Origin of the sequence: Streptomyces spongiicola (assembly GCF_003122365.1) — a bacterium.
Taxonomy (GTDB): Bacteria; Actinomycetota; Actinomycetes; order Streptomycetales; family Streptomycetaceae; genus Streptomyces; species Streptomyces spongiicola.
In genome coordinates this window covers 1,014,091-1,036,141 of the sequence record NZ_CP029254.1, presented here as the reverse complement: position 1 = coordinate 1,036,141, position 22,051 = coordinate 1,014,091, and the positions used below count along the sequence as shown (strand labels likewise).

Genomic DNA, 22,051 nt, shown 5'->3' with positions numbered 1-22,051 from the left:
CGGCGGGCCCCGCCGCGGTACGAGTCGCCTGTGAGGGCCGGGCGGACATCCGCGGGGTCCCCTTCGGTACGAGGACGCCGGCCACCCGGCGTCCTCGTACCGAAGACGCCGGCACCCGGCGCCGGCACGCGCACGCGCCGGGTAGCATGGTCATCACGGCAGACGAGCCGGGCGGACGGCCGCGTGGGGCCCCCTCAGGGGCGCCTCCCGAGGAACGTCCGGGCTCCACAGGGCAGGGTGGTGGGTAACGCCCACCCGGGGTGACCCGCGGGACAGTGCCACAGAGAACAGACCGCCGGGGACCTCGGTCCCCGGTAAGGGTGAAACGGTGGTGTAAGAGACCACCAGCGCCTGAGGTGACTCAGGCGGCTCGGTAAACCCCACCCGGAGCAAGGTCAAGAGGGGGCGTCGCCCGAAAGGGACGGCGGCCCTGCGCGGACGATCGAGGGCTGCCCGCCCGAGTCCGCGGGTAGACCGCAGGAGGCCGGTGGCAACACCGGTCCCAGATGGATGGCCGTCTCCCCGGCGACCGCGAGGCCGCCGGGTGACAGAACCCGGCGTACAGCCCGACTCGTCTGCCGCCACCTGCGGCTTTGCCTCGGAAAGGGCCTCTGACCTGCGGCGGAGGCTCTCTCCGGTCTTTCGGGGGCTTGCCGCATTAGGCGGCGGAAAGTCCCTCGGAAGTCCCTCGGACAACACTGAAAGTACCTGAGAAATCCCTGGCGCGGAGGCGCGGACGACGCCTCCGGACTGGGGTGATCATGTTTCCTCTGGCCTCAGCGCGCGGCCTGCGGGAGCTGGGCGCAGCAGGTTGCAGCGCTCGCCGTCGAGATCACCGAGACCCGCTGGAATCCCCGCCTCGGCCGATGCTTCGAGAGCGAACAGAAGGCCGTCCTCGCCACCGTCCCCGTTGTCTGGGGGCGAGGACGAGAGCCGCACCGCCGCCCGCTCCGTCGTGCTCGCGGCCTGACACTCCGGCAGGTTGTCCTACGATCGGCCTCGGTCGCCTTTCGGTGGCCGAGGCCCTCGTTGTCTCGGAAGGAACGCGCATTGACCACGCACACCCTCACGATCAACGGTGAGAAGGTGGCCATCACCCGCGAGAGCGTCCTTGTGGCCGCCGCCGATGCTCGCCCGAACGTTCGCCCCCATCGCCATGGCGTCCTCATCGGCTCCGTCCTCTGGGCACCGAAGGACCTGCTGCGGACCGTCATCGGAAACGACGACCTCGGAAACGTCGACTCCCCGCGCGCCATGAAGGCGTTCAACATCCTCGGCTTCCAGACCTTCACCGAGACCGTCTACACCGCGGACGGCCTCCCCTTCGTCCACCCCGACAACCAGCTCCGCACGCAGGAGGGCGCTCGACCGTGACCAGCGCAACCACTACGTCCGTCTACGCCTCCCTGATCGCCGCGATCGAGGCGAAGAACGGAGTGCTCCAAGTCGATGTCCGCCGCCTGCGGGACATCCTTGGAGCCGGCCGTACCGGCAGCACGGTCGCCCGCACCATCGAATCCGAGCTTGCCCGCGTAGGCATCCTGCACCTCCCGCCGACCATCCCCACCAGCCAGGACCGGCGCGTCGTCCTGTGCACCAACCCGATGGTGAAGACAGTGATCGAGAACCTCCGTGGTGGTGACGTCGAAGGCCGCTCCGCCATGCTCGCGGCCTGAACCTGGCCAGATCGAGCCTGGGGCCGGCCCGTCCCGGCCGACCGGCCACGGGCTCGTCTCCGCAGGCACTCCTTGGACCGCACCATCAGGAGGAACCGGTGCCATACCCGCAACTGCTCACGCCCGAGGAGAGGCTCGCTGACGCGAAGAAGCGGCTGAGCCTCCCGGGTATCGTCGTGATCTGCGGCTCCACCCGCTTCATGACCGAGATGGCCGAGGCCGATCTGCGGGAGACCAAAGCCGGAAAGATTGTCGTCAAACCGGGCTGTGACATGAAGTCGCGGCACGAACTTTGGTCGTCCGATCCTGTCGAGGCCGAGGCGCTGAAGGTTCGACTCGACGATCTGCACCGGGCGAAGATCCGGCTCGCTGATGAGGTGCTCGTAGTCGGCGACTACATCGGAGACAGCACCCGAGCTGAAATCGCCTACGCCCGGTCGCTGGGCAAGCCCGTGCGGTTCACGCACCCCGAAGTCGACCCTGACGCCTGATCGCCCGCTGCCACCTCGACAACCAGGGCCGACAGCCTGCCGCCTGACTGTCTCGCGGTGGCTTCGGCCGCTGCCCACCCCGCACCCTCCGCAGGCATCCCTTGGAATTGGCGCTATGGAGGCTTTGCGATCGGTCCACGACCGTCCCGATCTCGTACTGACCGTCGTCACGGGCAACCTCAAGCTGAACGCCCTGCTGAAGCTGGCGGTCTTCGACCTCGGAGGCTACGTCGACACCGAGATCGGAGCGTTCGCCTCCGACGATCAGCATCGGCTGGCGCTCGTTGCCGTCGCGCAGAAGCGTGCCCAGGCCAAGCACGGGACGATCTTCACCCGCTCCAACACCGTCATCATCGGCGACTCCCTGGAGGACGTCCGTACAGGCCTCGAAGGCGGTGCCGCGGTCGTCGCGGTCGCCTCCGGGAAGACCCAGGTGACGACCCTGAGAGAGGCTGGCGCCGACGTTCTCCTTGGGACGTTGGAGAACGTGCAGGAGCTGCATTACGCCATCGCCAGCGTCGTCCAGCTTCGCCTTTGACCTCTCCGAGCGAACGTGAAGTCCCGGGCCGCACGCGGGGCTTCACGTTCCCTCGCACGCTGCGAATCAGCCCACGGCTATGACGCGGTAGGCCGCCGACGCAACCACTCGACTGTGGCCGGTATCCCTTCCTGAAGCGCCGCGGAGGCGACTTCCGGGAAGAGAGTTCGCAGCCGCTGGCCGTCGGCCTGCGAGTGGGGGACGTCGCCGACGCGGACAGGCACGTGTTCCCGGCGCGCGCGGCGTCCCGTAGCCATCTCGATTTCCTGGACCAGGTCCAGAAGCGAAGTACGGCTGCCGTAGGCCAGGTTCACTGGGCGGGGGTCCACGACCCGGCGGAGCAGGGCGCCGGTGAGGACGTCGCAGACCGTGCCCACGTACGTGAAGTCGCGCGTCTGGGTGCCGTCGCCGTGGATGGTCACCAGCTCGCCTGCGAGGGTGGCGCTGATCCACTTCGGGATGACGGCGGCGTAGGCGTGGTCGGCGCGCTGGCCGGGGCCGTAGACGTTGAAGAAGCGGAAGGGGAGCACCGGAAGGTCGAAGCTGTGGTGGTAGGCGCCCAGGTACGCCTCCGTCGTGAGCTTGGTGACCGCGTACGGGCTCATGGGGGCGGAGACGAGGTCCTCGTGCTTCGGCAGCTGGGGGTTGGTGCCGTAGACGGAGGACGAGGACGCGGCGATCACGTGTGGGCCGCCGGCGCGGCGGGCGGCTTCCAGAACTTGGAGGGTGCCGGTCGCGTTGGCGTGGTGGCTGGCCAGGGGGTCACGCAGGGAGCGTGGCACGGAGGGGAGGGCGGCCAGGTGGACGACAGCGTCGGCGCCGCGGAACGCCTGGTCGAGGAGTGCGGCGTTCTGGACGTCTCCTTCGAAGAAGTCCACATCGAGGCCGGCGAGGTTCGCCTTGTCCCCGGTGGAGAGGTTGTCGACGACCCGGAGCTGGGTGACTTGAGGCAGCTCGGTCAGGGCACGGGCAAGGTTGCCGCCGATGAATCCGGCGCCGCCGGTGATCGCGATCTTCACGTTGGTTCCCTTCAGAGAGAGTCGACGTGGGCGCCGGTGAGCCGACGACGGCAGTCGAGGATGTACGGGGCGTGGGCGCTGATCAGGGGGTAGTCGAAGGCGTCGTGGTCCGCGAGGAGGACTACGGCGTCGGCTGTCGCGAGCAGACCGGGGGTCACCTCGACCCGCTGGAGGCCCTCCAGGCCGGCGGCGCGGGGGTGGGTGTCATCCAGGACGTGAGGGTCGGCGGCCTGGACCTCGGCGCCCATACCGGTGAGGAGTTCGGCGATGCGGGCCGCCGGCGTCTCCCGGGCGTCCCCGGTGTTGGCCTTGTACGCCACTCCGAGCAGGAGGATCCGGGAGCCCTTGAGCGGCTTCCCGCGCTCGTTGAGACCCGCGACGAGACGCCGCACCACGTAGTCGGGCATGTGGTTGTTGACATCGTTCGCCAGCTCGACGAAGCGGAAGTTCTGCCCCAGGGTTCGTTCGACCCGCCACGACAGGTACGAGGGGTCGACGGGCAGGCAGTGGCCTCCGACCCCGGGGCCGGGGGTGAAGCGCATGAACCCGAACGGCTTGGTGGACGCCGCGTCGATGGCCGCCCAGACGTCGATGCCCAAGTCGTGGGAGAAGATCGCCAGCTCGTTGGCGAGCGCGATGTTCACGTGCCGGAAGGTGTTCTCGAGGAGCTTGGTCAGCTCCGCCTCCTTGCAACTGGCCACAGGCACGACCGCGTCCACGAGGGAGGCGTAGAAGTCGCGGACCGACTTCAAGGAGGACGGGGTGATGCCCGAGACGACCTTGGGCGTGTTCTCCAGCCTCCAGCTGGGGTTCCCGGGGTCGATGCGCTCGGGGCTGTAGCCGAGGTGGAAGTCGCGGCCCGCGGTCAGCCCCGAGCCGCGCTCGAGGAGCGGGCGGAACACCTCCTCGGTCGTCCCGGGGTACGTGGTCGATTCCAGGACGACCGTCGCTCCGCGGGTCAGGTGGCGGCCCAGCATCCGCGCCGCGTCCTCGACGTGCGACAGGTCCGGCGCGCCGTCGCGTAGCGGCGTTGGGACGGTGACGACCGCCACGTCGAACCCGGCGCAGTCGGCAGAGTCGACGGTCGGCTGGTAGACGCCGGCGGCGAGGAGGGGCGCCAGCCGCCTGTCCGAGACGTCCTCGACGTACGACTCGCCGACCACGAGCCGCTTGATCCGGCCGGCGTCAACGTCGAGGCCGACGACGCTGTGCCCCATCTCGGCGGCTCGCACCGCGAGCGGGAGGCCGACGTATCCCTGCCCCACGACGACCACACGGAGTCGATGGGGCTCGTGATTCCTGATCATGCGGTCCACCTTGCTGAGGTCTGGGCTTGGGGGAGCGGGGACGTACTTGTGGTGCGGGATTCGCGGTCGGCGGTGGCCGTAAGATGGGAGCGCCTCGGCCGTACGAGACTCGCTTGGCCGCCTGTCTCGGACGGCCGAGTGCTTTTCGTGGGCAGCGCGGGGAGGCCGGAAAACCCGTGGGCTGGCCAAACCCCCGGTTCGATACGATGGCCGTGGCTTGCAGCCCCGTTTCGTCACCATGCGTGATGCCGACGTGCGATCGGAGTGATCGCGTCGACTGCGGCCTCCCGACCTGGGCCCGCCGTGGCAGCGCCACCGGCGCCGTACGTACGAAATGGAGCATCCGAGGATGGCTCGACACCTGGTAACCAGCGCGCTTCCCTACATCAACGGGATCAAGCACCTGGGCAACATGGTCGGGTCGATGCTTCCGGCGGACGTGTACTCCAGGTACCTCCGCCAGCGTGGTCACGACGTCCTCTACATCTGCGCTACCGACGAGCACGGCACGCCGGCTGAGCTGGCCGCCAAGGAGGCCGGCCTCTCCGTCGCCGAGTTCTGTGCGCAGGCCCACGACGCGCAGAAGGCCGTGTACGACGGGTTCGAGCTGGCCTTCGACCACTTCGGGCGCAGCTCCTCGCAGCAGAACGTCGAGATCACCCAGCACTTCGCGCGGAAGCTGAACGAGAACGGCTTCATCGAGGAGCGGGCGATCCGCCAGGTGTACTCGCCGGTCGACGGCCGCTTCCTGCCGGACCGGTACGTCGAGGGCACCTGCCCGCACTGCGGCTACGACAAGGCCCGCGGCGACCAGTGCGAGAACTGCACCCGCGTGCTCGACCCGACCGACCTGATCGACCCGCGCTCGGCGATCAGCGGTTCCACGGACCTGGAGGTCCGCGAGACCAAGCACCTCTTCCTGCTGCAGTCGAAGCTCCAGCACGAGGTCGAGGAGTGGATCGCCACCGTCAGCGACCAGTGGCCGCACCTGTCCACGTCCATCGCCCGCAAGTGGCTGACCGAGGGCCTGAACGACCGCGCCATCACCCGCGACCTCGACTGGGGCGTGCCCGTACCGGCCGATACCTGGCCGGAGCTCGCGGCCGAGGGCAAGGTCTTCTACGTCTGGTTCGACGCCCCGGTCGAGTACATCGGCGCGACGAAGGAGTGGGCGGACGCCGCCGGCGACGGTGAGACCCGCGACTGGAAGTCGTGGTGGTACGAGGCCGACGACACCGTCCGGTACACGCAGTTCATGGCCAAGGACAACGTCCCCTTCCACACGGTGATGTTCCCGGCTACCGAACTCGGCGTGCGCGAGCCGTGGAAGAAGGTCGACGTCGTCAAGGGCTTCAACTGGCTGACGTACTACGGCGGCAAGTTCTCCACCTCGCAGAAGCGCGGCGTCTTCACCGACGCGGCCCTGGAGATCCTGCCCGGCGACTACTGGCGCTACTTCCTGATCGCCAACGCCCCTGAGTCGGACGACTCCTCCTTCACGTGGGAGCACTTCACCGCCACGGTGAACAAGGACCTGGCGGACACCCTCGGCAACTTCGTCAACCGAGTGCTGTCGTTCTCCCGCAAGCGGTTCGGCGACGAGGTCCCGGCCGGGCACGCCGCCGGCGAGGCGGAGGCCAAGCTGGGCGAGGAGGTCGCACGGCTGCTCGGCGAGTACGAGGAGCAGATGGAGGCCCTGCAGTTCCGCAAGGCCGCCGCCGCCCTGCGTGCGCTGTGGTCCGCGGGCAACTCCTACCTGGAGGAGAAGGCCCCCTGGCTGGAGATCAAGACCGACGCCGACGGCGCCGCGCTGACGCTCCGTACCGCGATGAACCTGATCCGCCTGTACGCGGTCGTCTCCGAGCCGTTCATCCCCACCTCGTCGGCCGCCATGCGCGGGGCCTTCGCCCTGGAGAACGACACCGCGACCTGGGTGACGGCGGAGCAGGCCAAGTCCTTGGACGCCGTCCCGGCCGGCACCGCGTTCACGGTGCCCCCGGTGCTCTTCGCGAAGATCACGGAGGAGGACCTGGAGTCCTACCGCGAGCGCTTCGGCGGAGCCCCGGAAGCCTGACAGACGTCCCTGCACCCGGACCGTCCCGACTCTCATCGGGCGGTACGGGAGTGGAGGAGGACGGGCAGGTCCGCGGGTGAGACGTTCATCAGCCGCATGCGCGGAGCCGGTCCGCCGGTCTCCACGCACGTGACCCCGGCGGACCCGGGCACGTGCTGGAGGTACCGGTCGAAGCCGTTCCCGGTGAGCCACAGCAGCAGGCAGGCGATGCCCCCGCCGTGCCCGACGAGGACGGTGGTTCCCCATCCCCCTCCCCCGGAGGAGACCTCGTTCCAGAGGTCCACGTAGCGGGCCTGCACGTCCTCCGACGACTCGCCGCCCGGCGTGCGAAGCCGGTGGATCGGCACACCGTGGCGGGCGGCCTCGGCGGCGGCGAGTTCCCTGGGGCGGCCCCCGAGGTGACCGCTGTCCTTGGCGGCCAGACGCTTGTCGACACGGATGTCGGCCGGGGCGAGCGCGGCGGTGAGAATCCCGGCCGACTCCCGGCAACGGGACATCGGGCTGACGAGCATCTGGTCCACGGCTACCCCGGCCGCCGCGAGGCAGGCGCCGACCCGCCCCATGTCGGCGCGTCCGCGCTCGCTGAGCCGGCCGCCGACCGCGCGGCCCTGGTGGATGCCCTGGAGGTTCTCCTCCGTCTCGCCGTGCTTGATCAGGTAGATGCGTTGGGTGTCCATGGTGTGGTGTCCCCTCACTCCGGTCAGTCCCAGTGGCGGACGTCGACGCGTGCGGAGACGGCGGCGGCGACCTCGTCGTGCTCGGCCCGGCTCATGGCGGGGAAGCGGTCGTGGTGCCACTCGACGTAGAGGACGGAGACGAGGTCGATCGTCCCGTCGGCGAGCAGCTTCCTGAGCACGGGGTACTCGGCGCCCTCGATGTCCATCTTCACGACGACGTGGTCCTCCGGCGTGGCGGTCCGGCGGAGCCAGGCGCTGAAGTCCACCGCCGGTACGGCGACGGGGGAGCTGTAGTCGATCTGCTGGTCGTACACGGGCGGCACCCGCTTGCCGGGCATCACGGTGGAGCTCTCGTGGTGGCCGAGGAAGAGGTCGATCGTCCCGTCCTCGGTCCACACCGCACTGGGGGCGACCTCGACCAGGCCGGCGTGCTGGGCCTGCTCCACGTTCGCGCTGATGGAGGAGAGCAGGGTCGCGTTGGGCTCGAAGGCGTAGAAGTCGTGGTCCGGGAGCTCGTGCATGAAGCGCCTCAGCACGATTCCGAGGTTGGCGCCGCAGTCGACGAAGATCTTGCGCATGAGAGTCAGTCCTTCAGGTCGGTCATCGGAGCGCTGAGGTCGATCTCCCGTACGACGCCATCGGCGAGCAGGACGAAGTCGCCGGCCTCGGGGAGGTAGCAGCACTCCTCGTAGCGGATGGTGATGCGGCGGACGGGTTCCTCTCCGTGGTAGGCGGGCAGATCGCCCCACCGGTAGAGCTGGCCCCCGGGCGCCTTGAGGCGACGTAGCCACCGGGACAGGGGGCTCTTCCGAGTACCGGCATTGAGCCGGGTGAACATGGCGGTCAGGAAGGCGACGTGCACGGCCGAGCGTTCCTCGTTCCTGTGTGTTCGGCCGTAGGTCTGCTTAAGCTGGTGCAGCTGGCTCGGGTCCCCGCCGGCCTGGACGAGCAGATCGCGAAGCCGCCGGTCCCAGACGATTCCGAGGTGGCCGTGGAGGACGGGCTCGTCCGTCAGGAAGTAGCCCTCTACGCGGCCGAACTCGCGCTCGTACGGGCACATGTAGTCGTTGTAGAGCCCCCGCGCCGCGCCGGACACGGTCTCCACCTGCCAGTGGACCCGGGCGGTGAAAGGCGAGTCCCACCACCCCAGATGCCAGGGCTGCCACAGAAGGTCGGCGGCGCTGAGCAGGATCACGGTGAGCGCGACCAGTGCGGCGGGCCACCCGAAGGCCGTGTCGTACCCCGTCTCGGGAAGCAGCCCGAAGGCCGTCGCGAGTCCGGTGTTGGCGGCGATGTTCTCCCAGAAGAGGATGCCGGAGGCGAGGGCGACGGCGAGGTTGAAGAGCGCGGTCGTCACCAGGATCGCGATCAGCAGCCGACGGTCGAGGAAGGCGACCAGTCCGGCGGCCTCCACGACCATCGTGAGGATGTTGACGGGGCGGTCCACGACCCTCGCCCGGCGCAGAAGACGAGACACCTTCCCGGACGGGAGGAAGCGCGCCCAACCCCACGAGTACGCCGAGGCCATGAGGTAGTGCGTGCGGTTGTGCCAGGCCCACGACCAGGGGCGCGGCCCCAGACGGACCTTGCTCCAGGCCGGCTTGACGTAGTGCGACAGCGAGACACAGCCGAGTACCAGCACCAGACCCGCCGTGGAGTCGGAAGAAGACGGGGCGAGCACCGCGGTCACGACGAACCAGGCGACGTACGCCTTCAGCAGGCGTACCGGCATCATCGCGTGGTGCTGCCACCCGCGCAGCTTGCCGCAGAACACGGCGATCCACGCCAGCAGGGCGGGAGCCCAGAGGATCGAGGCTACGGCGAGGAACAAGAGGAGTAGCTTGTCCCGACGCTGCGGACCGATGGGCAGCGTGACGTCGTAGTCGCTCGTCGCACCACGCCAGGTCAGCAAGGCGATCACGGAGACGACGAACCAGTGCAGCGGCCCGGGCAGGGACGACGGCCGGAGGGACAGAGGTGCGATGACGATGACAGCCGCGATCACGGCCAAGGGCGTGGGGTGCTGGGCGAGAGCGCGTACCACAGGCGAGACGCCGAAGCGGTAGCAGGTCACGACCGCGGCCACGACCGCCGCGGTCGCCACGTACGACGGAAGCGCGGGAGTCGACATTCCCGGCTACCCCGCGATCGGCGCGGGCATCGGCCGACCGACCGCCGGCAGACTCTCCAGGTACGAGGCGATCCCCTCCCGCGGGTCGGCGGAGAGGTACTTATCCCGGTGACGTACGACGTTGTCGCGGAGCGCCTGACTACGCGCGAGGAAGTCGACGACGGCTCGCCGTTCGACGCGTGGGGCCGCCGTGCCCAGTCCCGCCTCGTCGACGACCTTGGCGCACCAGTGCTGGTCGTAGGTGGGCAACGGGATGAGATGAACTGGCTTACCGAGGACGAGGGCCTCGCTGATCAGGTTGAAGCCGGCGTTGGAGAACACGACCTCAGAACGGGCCATGTCCGCGATGAACGCCTCGCGGTCGAAGGCGCGGATCTCGACCCGGCTGTCGGCGTACCCGCGCAGCGACCCCATCTCAGTCGGCTGCGCGTAGATCCGCAGCGTGCGGTCCGGTACGGACTGGCGGAAGACCGAAGCCAGTTCGCGGACGGACTTCTCCGGGCCGTGGTCGAAGTACCGGGAGAAGTAGGCCGTGACGAGGCGCTCGGTGGTGACCGGTGCCGACCTGACGAGGTCGGGAACGACCGGGGAGATGAACTCCACCCTCCGATCGTCGGCGGCGAGCGGGACAAAGGAGCAGATAAAGGACCGGTCCACACGGGGTGCGAAGTACCGCAGCCGCTGCTCGTCGGCCGTGCGGGCGTACCGGCCGACGGCGGGGAGGTCCAGGTGCCGGTACTTGCTCTGCTGGTCGATGGAGATCAGGGGTCGGCCGAAGTGGTAGGCGAGGCGCGGGGTGTTGGGCTCGTAGTCGGTGACGAACACGTCCGGGACGCCGCTGTTCCGGACGGCCCGGCGCAGATGGAGGTGCCGGAGGAGACCTCCGGGCGCCTGCCGGATGTTCGCGCGTACGGCGTCGCGCGCGTGGATCCGGTCGTCGCGCGCGAGCAGCGTCGGCATCCAGCCGTCCCAGGCGGGGAATCCGAGGTCTCGGAAATACTCGGCCCGGCTGGCGCCGTTGGTGACGATCCGGACGCGGTGCCCGCGGTCGCGGAGGAACTGGGCGATCACGCTCTGGCGGACGGTGTGTCCCATGCCGATGCCGTTGACACCGATGATCACGTTGAGCGGCCGTAAGTTTCCGTTTCTGGACACGACGATTCCGTTCCTTCTGGTCAGGAGAGCCGGGTGATGACGTTGCGGGTGACTGCGGCGACCTGGGGATCAGTGGCCAGGAGGCGGGCCCAGTCGGTGGTGGCGGCGGTGAAGACCGTGCCGCCTGCGGTGAAGACGCCGAGGGTGGCAGCCTGGGGGCTGGGCATCGGCTCACGGGCGGCGAAGTTCCAGTCCGGGGGGAGTTCGGCGATGCCGAGGATCTCGAAGTCCTTCGGGGTTCCGTCCTGGCCGGTGGGGCGTGGGCGGCCGGCGGTGTCGTACTCGTAGGCCGCGCCGTCGCACTCGTAGCCGATCAGCGCCCCGCCGTGTCCCAGGCTGTCGCCGGTCCTGAGCTCTGTGCCGGAGAACGCCCAGTGGCCGGCGTCGGTGACGATGAAGCCCTGGGAAGCCCGGGTGCCGTCCCAGTGGCCACCGCCGTTGCGGTAGCTCACGCCCAGGAGGGCGTTCTCCGGCTCCGACTCCCACCAGTGGTCCGGGCATCCGTACGAGCTGTCCGGGTCGGTGTCGGCGGGGGCTCCGGGCGGGAACTTGTCACAGGACAGCCCCGTCCCGTCCGGGGCGACATCGACGCGCCACCAGCAGGTGTTGGCACCGAAGTTGGCGATGTGGCCGCCGGCGTCCCGGAAGGCGGTCACGTGGCGTCGGAGGTCGGCGCTCCAGTACTCGTCGTGGCCGGCGGCGACTAGGAGCCGGTATCCGTCGTGCAGGAACAGCCCCTCGTGGAGGTCCAGATCGGTGCAGTAGTCGGCCTCGATCCGGTTCCGTTCCATCCAGGCGGTGAAGGGGGCGTCCCAGTGCGCGAACGTCTGCCGGGGAGACGACAGGTCGTACGCGTCCGGCAGACCCTTCACCGGTCCGCCCACACCGCCCCCGGGACGGCACGTCGTGACCTGGGAAGCGCTGTAGAGGCAGCCGCCGCCCGCCATGTTGTACGCCTGGTAGGTGAACGTCGGGACCTTGTACAGGATCCCGCGGCCGGAAGGCGGGGAAGGGGTGACGACCAGGAGGATGCGCCCTTCCCTGGCATCCAGCGTCGGCGTGCCGGACGCGCGCTCCGTGCCCAACACCGCGATGTAGACACCGGACCGCCACTCCGGGGGTACGAGGAACTCGTACGCGGGCCACTGCCAGTCCGCGTCGAAACGTCCAGGAGACGAGGCACGGCCGGGCCATTCGACGTGCCCCGCGTGCTGCGGCTCGGCTCCCCAGCGGTAGAAGTCGACGTGGAAGCGGGGGGCGGTGGTGGCGATGTGCAGGCGGGCCACCTCTCCGGCTCGGACGCTCGGCCGGGCCGCGTAGCCGTTGACGGTGGTCACGCGCCCTCCTTGGGACGGGCCACGCCGGCGAGGTGGAAGGGGTCGATCGCCTCGACGCGGGCGTCCCAACCCAGGTCGCTCAGCTGGGAGGTGAGCTCGGTGGGGTCTCGGAGCACCTTCACGGCGACGTGGCGGGAGCCGTCGGCGAGGGTGCGATGGACGGCCGGCACGGGCGCCGCTTCCACCCGGTCCTCGATCTCCGCCTTCGCCGGGGAGTCGTCGAGGAACACCACGCGACCGCCGGGCACCAAGGCCCACCTGAGCAGGTCCCAGAACGGTTCCATCTCCACCGGCGGCACGTGGCTGAGCCAGAACGCGAAGAAGACCGTGTCGTACTGGCGGTCCGGCTCCCAGTCGAAGACGTCCGCCTCGATGAACCGGGTCTCGGTGCCTCGCATGCGGTCGCGGGCCCGGCGGAGCATCTCCGGCGCCGCGTCCAGCGCGGTCAGGCTGAGGGCCCGGTGGGACAGCAGCCGCGTCCACTGGCCCGTGCCGCAGGCGATCTCCAGGACGTCACCGCCGACCGGCAGCGAGTCCAGTGCCTTCGCGAGTCGCGGCATGTCCATGCGGGTGCTGTACGTGGCGTCGTACTCGTCGGCTCGCGCCTGGTAGTAGGCGATCTGGCCTCCGGACCAGTCGCCCGGACCGCCCTGTCGCTCCTTCGTTCCGGTCACGCTGTGACCACTCCTCTCGACTCGTTACGGAGCGGTGGTGCTCCGTGCCGAGAAGACTGCCGAGCGGCGCTGGTCAGCGGGCTGTCGTGGTGTCGCACTCGCGGTGCAGCACCGCCGCTGTCCAGGGCGACGGGTGCGCCTCGGTCGGACCTGGCCGGAATGGCCCGGGTGCTGCATCCGTGCTGAACTCCTGTCGCAGCGAAGGCCCTACGCCGCTGGTCAGCCCGCCCTACCCTGTTACCGTCGTCGGTGTCGGTCGAAGGAGCTCAGGTGGCCACAGTGCAGCGCTGGACCGGACGGGAGGCGCGCGCTCTGCGGCTCGCGACGCGTCGAAGCGTGCGTGGCTTTGCGTCCTACCTCGGCGTCAGCGACCGGACGGTGTCCAACTGGGAGGCCCGGGGCGAGGAGATCGTCGTCGCACCGGACTCCCAGGCGTTACTCGACACGGCGTTGGAACGGAGCGACGCGGAGGTGCGGCAGCGCTTCTGGGACTCCGTCGGTGTTCCGACGCCCGAGGTCGCGCCGGCGCCGGACGACTACCTCCCGATACCCGTTCCGGAGCCCGGCTTGGTGCACAGGTCCGAAGATCTCGAAGGGCTCGTCTCCGTACTCCGGGAGGCGACGCAGGACGACACCGTCGCCACGGTCGCTCTGTGCGGCCCTGGTGGGTTCGGGAAGACGACGCTGGCCACGCAGGTGTGCCACGACCCGCGCGTCCGGGACTCCTTCTCGGAGATCCTCTGGGTGGAGACCGGAGAGGGGTGCACGGCCGCCAGGGTCGTCGAGCTGATCTCCGACCTGTGCGTTCACCTCGACGGCAACCGTCCGTCCCTTGCCGATCCGGAGCAGGCCGGCTTCCACCTCGCCCGTCTGCTGCAGAGACGACGTGCGCTCCTCGTCGTCGACAACGTCTGGTCCGCCACCGACCTCGGCCCCTTTCTGCTCGGCGGTGAGGACTGCGTACGGCTCGTGACCACGAGGAACGTGCGTGTGTGCCCCAGCTCCGCGCGAGTCGTGCGCCTGGGGCCCATGGCGCCGGGGGAGATCCGCGAGCTGCTCGTCCGTAACGTCGGGGCCTTGGACGACGCCGAGGCCGCACGCCTCGCGGGTGTGTGCGGGGGATGGCCGCTGCTCGCGTCGATCGTCGGTGCGAACGTCTCGCAGGAGGTCGGCTTCGGCGCCCTGGCCGGTCGCGCCGTCACGGAGACGAACGCGACGATCCGCGCGTACGGTCCTCAGGCTTTCGACGTCTGGGACTCCGACCAGCGCAAGCACGCCATCGGGCAGGCGCTCGAATCCAGCCTCCGCAGCCTCGCGGAGAGTGTCTCGATCGCCGGTCGCACGGACCTGCGAGACCGGTACCTCTCCCTGGCCGTGTTCCCTCCGTCGGTGCCGATTCCCATGTCCGTCCTCACCCACTGGTGGGGCACCGCGAACGGATGGGCTCCCCACGTGGTGCGCCAGTTCTGCCGGGTGCTTTCCGACCGGTCCCTGATCAGCGCCTACCTGGCCGACCGGAATGCCATCGTGTTGCACGACGTGTTCCGGTCCTACCTGCGCCATCTGATCGGCGATCAGTGGGAGCCCCTTCACCGGTCTCTGATCGAGGCGTACCGGCAGAGCACGGACAGCGCCTGGGAGACCCTCGACGAGGGCGAGGGATACCTGTGGCGTCATCTCCCCTACCACCTGCGTGAGGCCGGCCTCGACGCCGAGCTCGTCGGCCTGCTGGCCTCGCCGACGTACGTCATGCGCAAGGTCGCACTCGTCGGACACCAGTCGCTGACCACGGACGCCACGGTGCTCGACGCCCTCCCCGGGCGGCACGAGGTCGGCCACCCGCAGCACCAGGTGTGGGCGACCGCCCGAGCCCTGACCGGCGCCGGGTATCTGCTGAACGGGCTGGAGAACGCGGTCGACATCGCCTCGACCCTCTCGATCGTGCTGCGCCGCACACCCTTGCCGGAGGCCACCCGCCTTCTGGAGAACGCGGCGGGGGAGGGGACGGTGCTCACGCCTAGGTGGCTGCTGCCCCCGGAGGAGAACTCCGCGGCGGCAACGGCACGTGGTCACATCGGTGCGGTCGTCAGCGTGTCCGCCGTCCGCGACCTCGTGGCGTCGGGCGGCGAGGACGGGGTGGTCAGGCTCTGGAACCTGAACACGGGCCGACTCCGCCGAGCCCACGAGGCCCATACCGGGTGGGTGTTCGCCACCGCGCTCTCCGCGGACGGGATGGTCCTCGCCTCAGCGGGGGACGACGGAGCGATCCGCCTGTGGCGCACGGACACCGGCGAACCTGTCGGGGTGCTGCCCGGGCACAACCGCCGCATCCGCAGCCTCGCCTTCTCCTCAGCCGACCCCGTCCTGGTCTCCGGTGCCGAGGACGGAGCTGTATGCGTGTGGGACCTGGAGCGGCTTGTGCTCCTGCGTACGATGCGGGCGGCCGGCACCCCCGTCTGGTCCGTGGCGATCGGCGGCGACTCCGACTCGCTCGTGGCCGTGGCCGGCGAGGACGAGTTCGTCCGACTCTTCGACCTGCGCACCGGCCGCCTCCTCGACGAACGTGCGGCACATCGGGACTGGATCCGCTCCGTGGCCTTCGCCTCTGGCTCCTCCCTCCTGGCCTCCGGATCCGGTGACCGTTCCGTAGCCGTGTGGGACACGGCCGACGGGAAGCTCGCGCTCGCCCGCCGGATCACGGACCTCAAGGCGCGCGTGCGGGCCGTCGCTCTGTCCCCGCACGACGACGTCCTCGTTGCCGCCACCGAGGAGCCGAGGATCCAGGCGTTCTCGGCGGAGAGCCCGGTGGGCGAGACGCAGCTCCCACAGGGCGTGGACTGGGTGCGCTCCCTCGCCAGAACGGGCGACGGGACTGTGATCGCCGGATGTGAGGACGGTGCTGTCCGCGTCTGGACAGTGGGGAAAAGCAGACTCAGGACCCTGGCCAGCGGCTCGAACACCGTGTGGTCCACGCAGTTCGCGGCCAGTGGACGTACCGCCGTGGTCGGCGACGGGGCCGGCGGCGTCGACGTCATCGACGCCACGACCGCGACGGTCAGGCGGAAGCTGCCGGCGGCCCATGGACGTGTCTGGTCGCTGGCCTGCGGCGAAGAGCACGTGGCCGCAGCCTGTGGCGACGGGGCCGTCAGGGTCTGGTCGCTGCGAGACACGGCCTGGTCGCTCACCCTGAACCAAGACACCCCGCGTACGTGGGCCGTGTCGATGGCCCGTTCGACGCCTCGGGTTGCCGCGAGCACGGGCGACGGACACATCCGGTGCTGGGATCTCCCCACCGGGACGCCCTTGTGGAGCCAGGACGTGCACGCCGGTCGGTTGCGGTCGCTCTCCTTCGACGACAGCGGACACCGTCTGGCCGCCTGCGGTGGCGACGGTTCTGTACGTGTGTGGCACGCCCTCACCGGGGAATTCAGGAGCCGGTTCAGCAGCCCCAGCGGCTGGGCCCGCGCCGTCACCGTGGACGGTCCGGGCAACCGCGTAGCGGTCGGGGCGGGAACTGGCGACATAGCGGTACGTCACCTGCGGACGGACCGGTTCACCTCCCACCTCTCCGGCCACACGGGCCGCATCCTCATGCTGGGCTTCATGAACGACGAGGACCGCCTCGTGTCGGCTGCCGCGGACGGGACGGTGCGCGTGTGGTCGCTCGGCGAGCAGCGGCAGATCGCCAAGGTCCGAGTGGACGCCTCACTGCACTGCGCGGCCTTCGAGCCGACGACCGGCGAGGTGCTGGTGGGCAGTGCGGCCGGCGTCGTGACCCTGGGGATCATGGATACGTGAGTGAGAACCGAAGGGCTTGGACACCATGACAGAGAAGACCTCCCGCGACTCGAGCGATGTGGCTGGCGCGCCGGTCATCCTGAGCAACGAGCCCGGCTCGTTCGCCTGGGGCGTGCTGGCCAAGCGCCACCCCGCGCTCATCCAACAGGTACGAGACGCCTTCCCGTACGGCCGCCGACAGCACGAGGCCCTTGACGCCCTGCTGGACGAGATCACCAACGGTGTGATCGAGCTGCTTGGCCCCTCGGAGCGCGACTACGAGCGCTGGGCGGACTGGGGGCGGGAGTACTTCGGGCGCTCGTGGTACGACGCCCCGTTCCTGTGGGCGGAGAGCTACTTCTACCGCAGGCTGCTCAGCGCGGTCGGGTACATCGGCAGCGGGCCGTGGCAGGGAGTGGATCCGTTCGCGCCGTTCAAGCGGGCCGAACTGCGAGGCGAGGCGGTGGAGGAGGAGCTGCGGGCCCTGGACGCGCTCGCCTACGCTCCGTCCCATGAGCGGGCAACGGCGCTGCTGCACGCGTCGCTTTGGGGCAACCGCGCGGACCTCGGCTTCAGCATCTCGGCAGGGGAGTCGGGAACGAGTGACGCCGCGACCTCTGCGCTGGTCGCCGACGACAGTGCCACGCTGTGGCAGCTCCTGCCCGCCGGCACCTCGGCCACCGTAGCCGTGGTGGCCGACAACGCGGGACGTGAGCTGATTCCCGACCTCGTTCTCATCGACCACCTCCTCGAACACGGGCATGCCGAGCGGGTTGCGCTTTACGTCAAGCCCTACCCGTACTACGTCTCCGACGCGATGACGGCGGACGTGGTCGACTGCCTTCGCCGCCTCACCCAGGCGCCCGGCGAAGCCGGTCGGATCGGCGGCCGACTCTGGAAGGCCATGGCGGCCGGAACCCTGGAGGTCCGCACCCACTCGTTCTTCTGCGCTCCTCTGCCGTATGAGGAGATGCCCGAGGATCTTCGTGTCGGGTTCGCGAGCGCCACGCTCACCATCCTGAAGGGCGACCTCAACTACCGCCGTCTGGTGGGCGACCAGCTGTGGCACCCCACGGCGCCCTTCGCGGATCTCACCGCATACTTCCCGGGGGCCGTCGCGGCGCTCCGGACCCTGAAGTCCGACGTCATCGTCGGTCTGGAGCAGGGAGCGCTGGACACGCTCGAACGGTCCGGGGCTGCCTGGCGTACGAGTGGAACTCACGCGCTGATTCAGGTACGACGCTAGATCTGGGACACTCCCGGCCGCGAAGGGTCCCTCGGAAGTCCTCGGGCAGCGCCGAAGGCCCCTGAGGAGTCCCTGGCGTGCGGGGCCGGCGGACGCCAGGGGCCTGGTGTGGCGGTGATGCGGAATGGCCGGAAGACGTCCTACGACCGTGTCGCGGTGCCGCATCCTTCGTCCGGGGTCGTCCGCTCGCTCATCGAAGTGCTGCGGTCGTACGGGTCGACGTCGGGGCCCGCGCCGGTTTCCGCCCTTTCCGTGCCGAAGGGCGGGGTGAGGTAGCCGGTGGAGTTGTCGCAGCCCCCGTTGGTCATGTCGACCTTGTACGAGACCAGGGAGAAGGTTCCCGGCTCGGTGATCACCTTCGCGGGGTCGTCCCAGCTCAGCACCACCTCGCGCCGCACGATCGTACGCACGACCTCGTCGCCGCCCGTTGCCGGCGCGACCGGGTACACGTAGGTGACGTCGCTGGTCACCTGCAGTGCGCCGCGTTCGCCCTCCAGGTACGTGATCCGGCCCCGGGTCTTCACCACGTCCCCGACGAGCCGCACGCGCGAGGCGTCGAACCGGCTGAAGAGCAGCAGCGGGTCGTTCTGCTCGCTCGGCGAGTGGAATGCGGCCTTCAGATAGGTCTGGACGTCCTGTTGGTGAGGGTTGATCAGCGCGATCGCCTCTTCGGGATGTCCGCCGTGCAGCGCCCCTGGGTCCAGGTTCGCCGCAGCGAGGAAGTCCCGGGTCTGCTCCAGCGCCCGCTCCACCTGCGCCCGACTCATCCAGCCGGTCGCCCTGGCCTCGGGTACCGTGATCCCGGCCGTGCCGTTCGCCCAGCGAGCCGCGGGCGAGTCTCTGAACGGTTCGTCGAGCGTGGGCTGTCGGAAGCCCTCCGCGGAAGGTGCCTGGATCGGGCGATGCGATTCCGGGCCGAGCGGCTTCTCGGCCCGGTTGCTGTCGCTGAACCATCCGACCACCCGTCCCGGATCCAGCGCCAGGATCACCAGGGCCACCGTGGTAGCCAAGAGCCCGACCATGTACCAGCGCTTCTTCCGGCTGGGACCGGGACGGGCCAACGAGTACGTCCGCCACCCCTCCGCGCCGGCGGGCTCCTCGCGCATCCGCCTCGCCACGGCCCGGGCCCGTGCCGACGGTTCCCTGGGAGCGTTCGCCGCACCGGTCATCGAATCCCGGAGAAACCGTTCCCATTCCTCGTCAGGTACTGACGAACCGCTGGGCTCCCCACCCGCATTCACACCGAACTCCTCGCCTCTCCACACGCGTTGGCCCTCTTCCCCACCCAGGGCGCTCCGCATGATGACACAACGGCCGCAGCGCTCACCGTCCACCTCGGGCACATCACGCCGCCTGGGTGGGCCGGGGCCCGCATGCGATCTCTCAACGGAATGTCATCCAGCCGAACGCCCCGCGGGCGACGGACGCCGTTGCCGCAACGTCTCCCTTCTCGTCCCCTGCCGGCAGCTCTGAGCGAGTGGAGATCCTCGCGGTCCACGCGGTCAGGGGCGACGACTGCACCACGCGGGTCCGTATGGCCGTCGGCTCCGAGGAGGGGTCTTTCGCCACTGCCGAGAACACCTGGACCGGGGTGGGTGAGAGCGCTGACGAGCAGGGGCTCGAATATATGCTCGTAGCGATCAGGTCCACCAAGTAGCAGTTCAGCGCCCCGATCTCCGCCGTACTTCGCTCCAGTGGCCACCAGACACGCCGACCACCCCAGGAAGCAGGGACATGCGACACTCCAGATCCCGTCGCCTCGCCGCGTTCACCACAGCCCTCGCCGCCACGCCATGGGCGCTGGCCGCCGTACCCGCTCAGGCGGTGACCGGTCCCGCCGTCGCCGGCAGCTCCTACGCGTTCACCGCGAGGGTGGAGATCGGTGAGGGGGAGGACAGGCGTGCCTGTTCGGGTGCCCTGGTCGATGCGCGTTGGGTGCTGACGGCTGCTTCGTGCTTCACCGGTGGGCTGGCCGAACTCGCCCCCGGCAAGCCTGCCGAGAAGACGGTGGCGACGATCGGCCGGGCCGATCTCACCTCAACCGGCGGTCATGTCAGCGAGATCGTCGACCTGGTGCCCCGCGCGGGCCGTGACCTGGTCATGGCGCGCCTGGCGGCACCCGCTGCCGGTATCACCCCGGTGAAGATCTCCGCGACTCCGGCCGGTCAGGGCGAGACGGTGACGGTGGCCGGATACGGCCGGACGAAGACGGAGTGGGTGCCCGACAAGCTCCACACCGCCGGCTTCACCGTCGGCGCGGTTACGGACACCGGCCTTGACATCGTTGGCAAGACAGCCGGTGACGCGATCTGCAAGGGCGACACCGGCGGCCCGCTCCTGCGCGACAACAACGGGACCCCCGAACTCGTCGCCGTTGCCAGCCGCTCCTGGCAGGGCGGCTGCTTCGGCCAGGACGCGGCCGAGACCCGTACCGACGCGATCGCCGCGCGGGCCGACAGCACCAGCCTCGGCAGCCGCCTCGGCACCGGGCAGCAACTGCTGCCCGGCGACATGCTCGCCTCCGCCACCAACCGCCTGACCATGCAGACCGACGGCGACCTCGTCATCGCCTCCAGCGCGGGCAAGGTGCTGTGGTCCACCGGCACGGGCGGCAACCCGGGCGCCACCGCCCGGTTCACCGGCACCGGTGCCCTCCAGGTAGTCGCCTCAGACGGAACCGTGCTGTGGCAGACCGGCACCACCGCCCCCGGCGGGTATGTCCGCCTGCAGGACCGCGGCAACCTCGTCGTCTACGACGCCCAGGACCGGTCGCAGTGGTCCAGCGGCACGGCCGTCAGGCACGACTACAACGGCGACGGCCGCAGCGACCTGGCATCCTGGTACGAATACCCCGACCAGCACGACGCCGTCCACACCTTCCTCGCCGACCAGGACGGGACGCTCAAGGCGCCGTTCACCGCGTGGAGCCGGACCGTCCCGGGCTGGGACCCCTCGCTCATGAAGATCACCACCGGTGACTACAACGGTGACGGGCGAGGTGACCTCGCCGTCGCCTACCAGTACACCGCGGGGGTCAAGCTGTGGACGTGGACCGCCACGAGCGACGGCCGCTTCAACGCCCCCTTCTCGTCATGGGAGGGCGACTGGCAGCTGGACCGTATGACCCTGCACAGCGGCGACTTCGACGGCGACGGCCGGGACGACATCGCCGCCTGGTACCGCTACACCGAGGGCAACAAACTGTGGACGTTCCCGGCCGACGCCCAGGGTGGCTTCACCGCCCCGTCCGTCTCCTGGAGCACTTCCAGCTGGGACGTGACCAACTGCAAGTTCGCCGTCGGTGACTTCGACGCCGACGGTCGCGACGATCTCGCCGTGCTGTACCGGTACTCGGACGGCAGCGTCAAGATCTGGAGCTTCCCGGCCAGTGCCGCCGGCGGCTTCGGCAACCCCGTGGAGTCGTGGACCAGCACCTCCTGGGGAGACTGGGCCCGCACCGACTTCCACGCGGGTGACTTCGACGGCGACGGCCGCGACGACGTCGCCACCTGGTACGACTACGCCGACGGCAGCGACGCCATCCATGTCTTCGCCGGCGCCAGTACGGAGGACGGAACCTTCCAGGCCCCCAGGACCGCCTGGAACGCGGTCGCCGGACGCTTCACGCGCTCGTCGATGAAGCTCCTGGCCGGTGACTTCGACGGCGACGGCCGCGACGACCTGGCCACCGTGTACGGCTACGCGGACAGCACCGTCAAGATGTTCACCTGGACCGTGAAACCGGACGGCACCTTCAACGAGCCGGCAGCCGGATGGCATTCCCCCGCCGGTGGCTGGTTCACCCGCACCCAGGTCTTCGGCCGCTACAACTGACGCCCCGGCCCCGCCTCCCGATCGTGCGGCGGGCACTGCCGGAACGGGGTGAGGCCACCGCGTGATCTCCGGGGTCGGGTGGACTCCGGGAGATCGTGCGGTGGCTCGCCGGCCG

18 protein-coding genes and 1 other RNA gene are annotated in these 22,051 nt (G+C 69.7%); 10 read left to right on the top strand and 9 right to left on the bottom strand.

Features of this window, described 5'->3' with window-relative positions; all coding sequences use genetic code 11:
• The first annotated feature begins 163 nt into the window (after nucleotides 1–163).
• The 5 genes from rnpB (at nucleotide 164) to DDQ41_RS04390 (ending at nucleotide 2,705) form a co-directional block, all read left to right on the top strand.
• An RNA gene (gene rnpB / locus DDQ41_RS04410) (RNase P RNA component class A) lies at nucleotides 164–578 on the top strand.
• A gap of 472 nt (nucleotides 579–1,050) precedes the next feature.
• Entirely contained in the window at nucleotides 1,051–1,374 is a 324-nt protein-coding gene (locus DDQ41_RS04405; RefSeq protein WP_109293294.1) for a hypothetical protein, read from the top strand.
• Nucleotides 1,371–1,676 (top strand): hypothetical protein, encoded by a 306-nt coding sequence (locus tag DDQ41_RS04400; protein ID WP_109293293.1) that lies wholly within the window; start codon nucleotides 1,371–1,373, stop codon nucleotides 1,674–1,676. The genes DDQ41_RS04405 and DDQ41_RS04400 overlap by 4 nt, the downstream gene beginning before the upstream one ends.
• A gap of 98 nt (nucleotides 1,677–1,774) precedes the next feature.
• On the top strand, nucleotides 1,775–2,167 hold the full coding sequence (locus DDQ41_RS04395) for a hypothetical protein (protein WP_109293292.1): 393 nt from the start codon (nucleotides 1,775–1,777) through the stop codon (nucleotides 2,165–2,167).
• Entirely contained in the window at nucleotides 2,094–2,705 is a 612-nt protein-coding gene (locus DDQ41_RS04390) for an HAD hydrolase-like protein (RefSeq protein WP_394342174.1), read from the top strand. The genes DDQ41_RS04395 and DDQ41_RS04390 overlap by 74 nt, the downstream gene beginning before the upstream one ends.
• Before the next feature lie 77 nt (nucleotides 2,706–2,782).
• Here DDQ41_RS04390 and DDQ41_RS04385 read toward each other — a convergent pair whose 3' ends face one another.
• Together DDQ41_RS04385 and DDQ41_RS04380 are read right to left on the bottom strand one after the other, a co-directional pair.
• Nucleotides 2,783–3,724 (bottom strand): NAD-dependent epimerase/dehydratase family protein, encoded by a 942-nt coding sequence (locus tag DDQ41_RS04385; protein WP_109293290.1) that lies wholly within the window; start codon nucleotides 3,722–3,724, stop codon nucleotides 2,783–2,785.
• Nucleotides 3,725–3,735: 11 nt separating this feature from the next.
• On the bottom strand, nucleotides 3,736–5,031 hold the full coding sequence (locus DDQ41_RS04380; protein ID WP_109293289.1) for a nucleotide sugar dehydrogenase: 1,296 nt from the start codon (nucleotides 5,029–5,031) through the stop codon (nucleotides 3,736–3,738).
• Between the two features lie 349 nt (nucleotides 5,032–5,380).
• Between DDQ41_RS04380 and metG the strand changes: the two genes are divergently transcribed.
• On the top strand, nucleotides 5,381–7,105 hold the full coding sequence (gene metG / locus DDQ41_RS04375; protein ID WP_109293288.1) for a methionine--tRNA ligase: 1,725 nt from the start codon (nucleotides 5,381–5,383) through the stop codon (nucleotides 7,103–7,105).
• Nucleotides 7,106–7,137: 32 nt separating this feature from the next.
• Here metG and DDQ41_RS04370 read toward each other — a convergent pair whose 3' ends face one another.
• Genes DDQ41_RS04370 through DDQ41_RS04345 form a run of 6 tightly spaced genes read right to left on the bottom strand, consistent with a single transcriptional unit; the run spans nucleotide 7,138 to nucleotide 13,079 of the window.
• Entirely contained in the window at nucleotides 7,138–7,782 is a 645-nt protein-coding gene (locus DDQ41_RS04370) for a histidine phosphatase family protein (RefSeq protein WP_109293287.1), read from the bottom strand.
• 23 nt (nucleotides 7,783–7,805) lie between these two features.
• A complete protein-coding gene (locus DDQ41_RS04365; protein WP_109293286.1) occupies nucleotides 7,806–8,360 on the bottom strand; it encodes an FkbM family methyltransferase in 555 nt (184 codons plus the stop codon).
• A gap of 5 nt (nucleotides 8,361–8,365) precedes the next feature.
• Nucleotides 8,366–9,913, bottom strand: coding sequence for a hypothetical protein (locus DDQ41_RS04360; protein ID WP_109293285.1), 1,548 nt, complete (start codon nucleotides 9,911–9,913; stop codon nucleotides 8,366–8,368).
• A 6-nt stretch (nucleotides 9,914–9,919) separates the two neighbouring features.
• Entirely contained in the window at nucleotides 9,920–11,068 is a 1,149-nt protein-coding gene (locus DDQ41_RS04355) for a glycosyltransferase family protein (RefSeq protein ID WP_109293284.1), read from the bottom strand.
• 20 nt (nucleotides 11,069–11,088) lie between these two features.
• On the bottom strand, nucleotides 11,089–12,405 hold the full coding sequence (locus DDQ41_RS04350; protein WP_109293283.1) for a N,N-dimethylformamidase beta subunit family domain-containing protein: 1,317 nt from the start codon (nucleotides 12,403–12,405) through the stop codon (nucleotides 11,089–11,091).
• Entirely contained in the window at nucleotides 12,402–13,079 is a 678-nt protein-coding gene (locus DDQ41_RS04345) for a class I SAM-dependent methyltransferase (RefSeq protein ID WP_109293282.1), read from the bottom strand. Before DDQ41_RS04345 ends, DDQ41_RS04350 begins: the two co-directional genes overlap by 4 nt.
• A gap of 270 nt (nucleotides 13,080–13,349) precedes the next feature.
• On the opposite strand from DDQ41_RS04345, the gene DDQ41_RS04340 reads away from it, so the two are divergent.
• Nucleotides 13,350–16,877, top strand: coding sequence for an NB-ARC domain-containing protein (locus DDQ41_RS04340; protein ID WP_109293281.1), 3,528 nt, complete (start codon nucleotides 13,350–13,352; stop codon nucleotides 16,875–16,877).
• Nucleotides 16,878–16,902: 25 nt separating this feature from the next.
• Nucleotides 16,903–18,102 carry a damage-control phosphatase ARMT1 family protein gene (locus DDQ41_RS04335; RefSeq protein WP_109297529.1) on the top strand — a complete coding sequence of 400 codons (1,200 nt, stop codon included), beginning with the start codon at nucleotides 16,903–16,905 and terminating at the stop codon, nucleotides 18,100–18,102.
• 140 nt (nucleotides 18,103–18,242) lie between these two features.
• On the opposite strand, the gene DDQ41_RS04330 is transcribed toward DDQ41_RS04335, so the two are convergent.
• On the bottom strand, nucleotides 18,243–19,112 hold the full coding sequence (locus DDQ41_RS04330) for a hypothetical protein (RefSeq protein WP_316681334.1): 870 nt from the start codon (nucleotides 19,110–19,112) through the stop codon (nucleotides 18,243–18,245).
• A 467-nt stretch (nucleotides 19,113–19,579) separates the two neighbouring features.
• Between DDQ41_RS04330 and DDQ41_RS04325 the strand changes: the two genes are divergently transcribed.
• Both DDQ41_RS04325 and DDQ41_RS04320 read left to right on the top strand, forming a co-directional pair.
• Nucleotides 19,580–19,759, top strand: a complete 180-nt coding sequence (locus DDQ41_RS04325) for a hypothetical protein (protein WP_109293279.1) — start codon at nucleotides 19,580–19,582, stop codon at nucleotides 19,757–19,759.
• A gap of 77 nt (nucleotides 19,760–19,836) precedes the next feature.
• Nucleotides 19,837–21,936 (top strand): FG-GAP-like repeat-containing protein, encoded by a 2,100-nt coding sequence (locus tag DDQ41_RS04320; RefSeq protein WP_162602616.1) that lies wholly within the window; start codon nucleotides 19,837–19,839, stop codon nucleotides 21,934–21,936.
• Nucleotides 21,937–22,051 lie beyond the last annotated feature (115 nt).

Coding starts and splice junctions, on each gene's coding strand:
- DDQ41_RS04380 (WP_109293289.1), bottom strand. CDS start 5,031: ATGATCAGGAATCACGAGCCCCATCGACTCCGTGTGGTCGTCGTGGGG.
- metG (WP_109293288.1), top strand. CDS start 5,381: ATGGCTCGACACCTGGTAACCAGCGCGCTTCCCTACATCAACGGGATC.
- DDQ41_RS04370 (WP_109293287.1), bottom strand. CDS start 7,782: ATGGACACCCAACGCATCTACCTGATCAAGCACGGCGAGACGGAGGAG.
- DDQ41_RS04365 (WP_109293286.1), bottom strand. CDS start 8,360: ATGCGCAAGATCTTCGTCGACTGCGGCGCCAACCTCGGAATCGTGCTG.
- DDQ41_RS04360 (WP_109293285.1), bottom strand. CDS start 9,913: ATGTCGACTCCCGCGCTTCCGTCGTACGTGGCGACCGCGGCGGTCGTG.
- DDQ41_RS04335 (WP_109297529.1), top strand. CDS start 16,903: ATGACAGAGAAGACCTCCCGCGACTCGAGCGATGTGGCTGGCGCGCCG.
- DDQ41_RS04320 (WP_162602616.1), top strand. CDS start 19,837: ATGCGACACTCCAGATCCCGTCGCCTCGCCGCGTTCACCACAGCCCTC.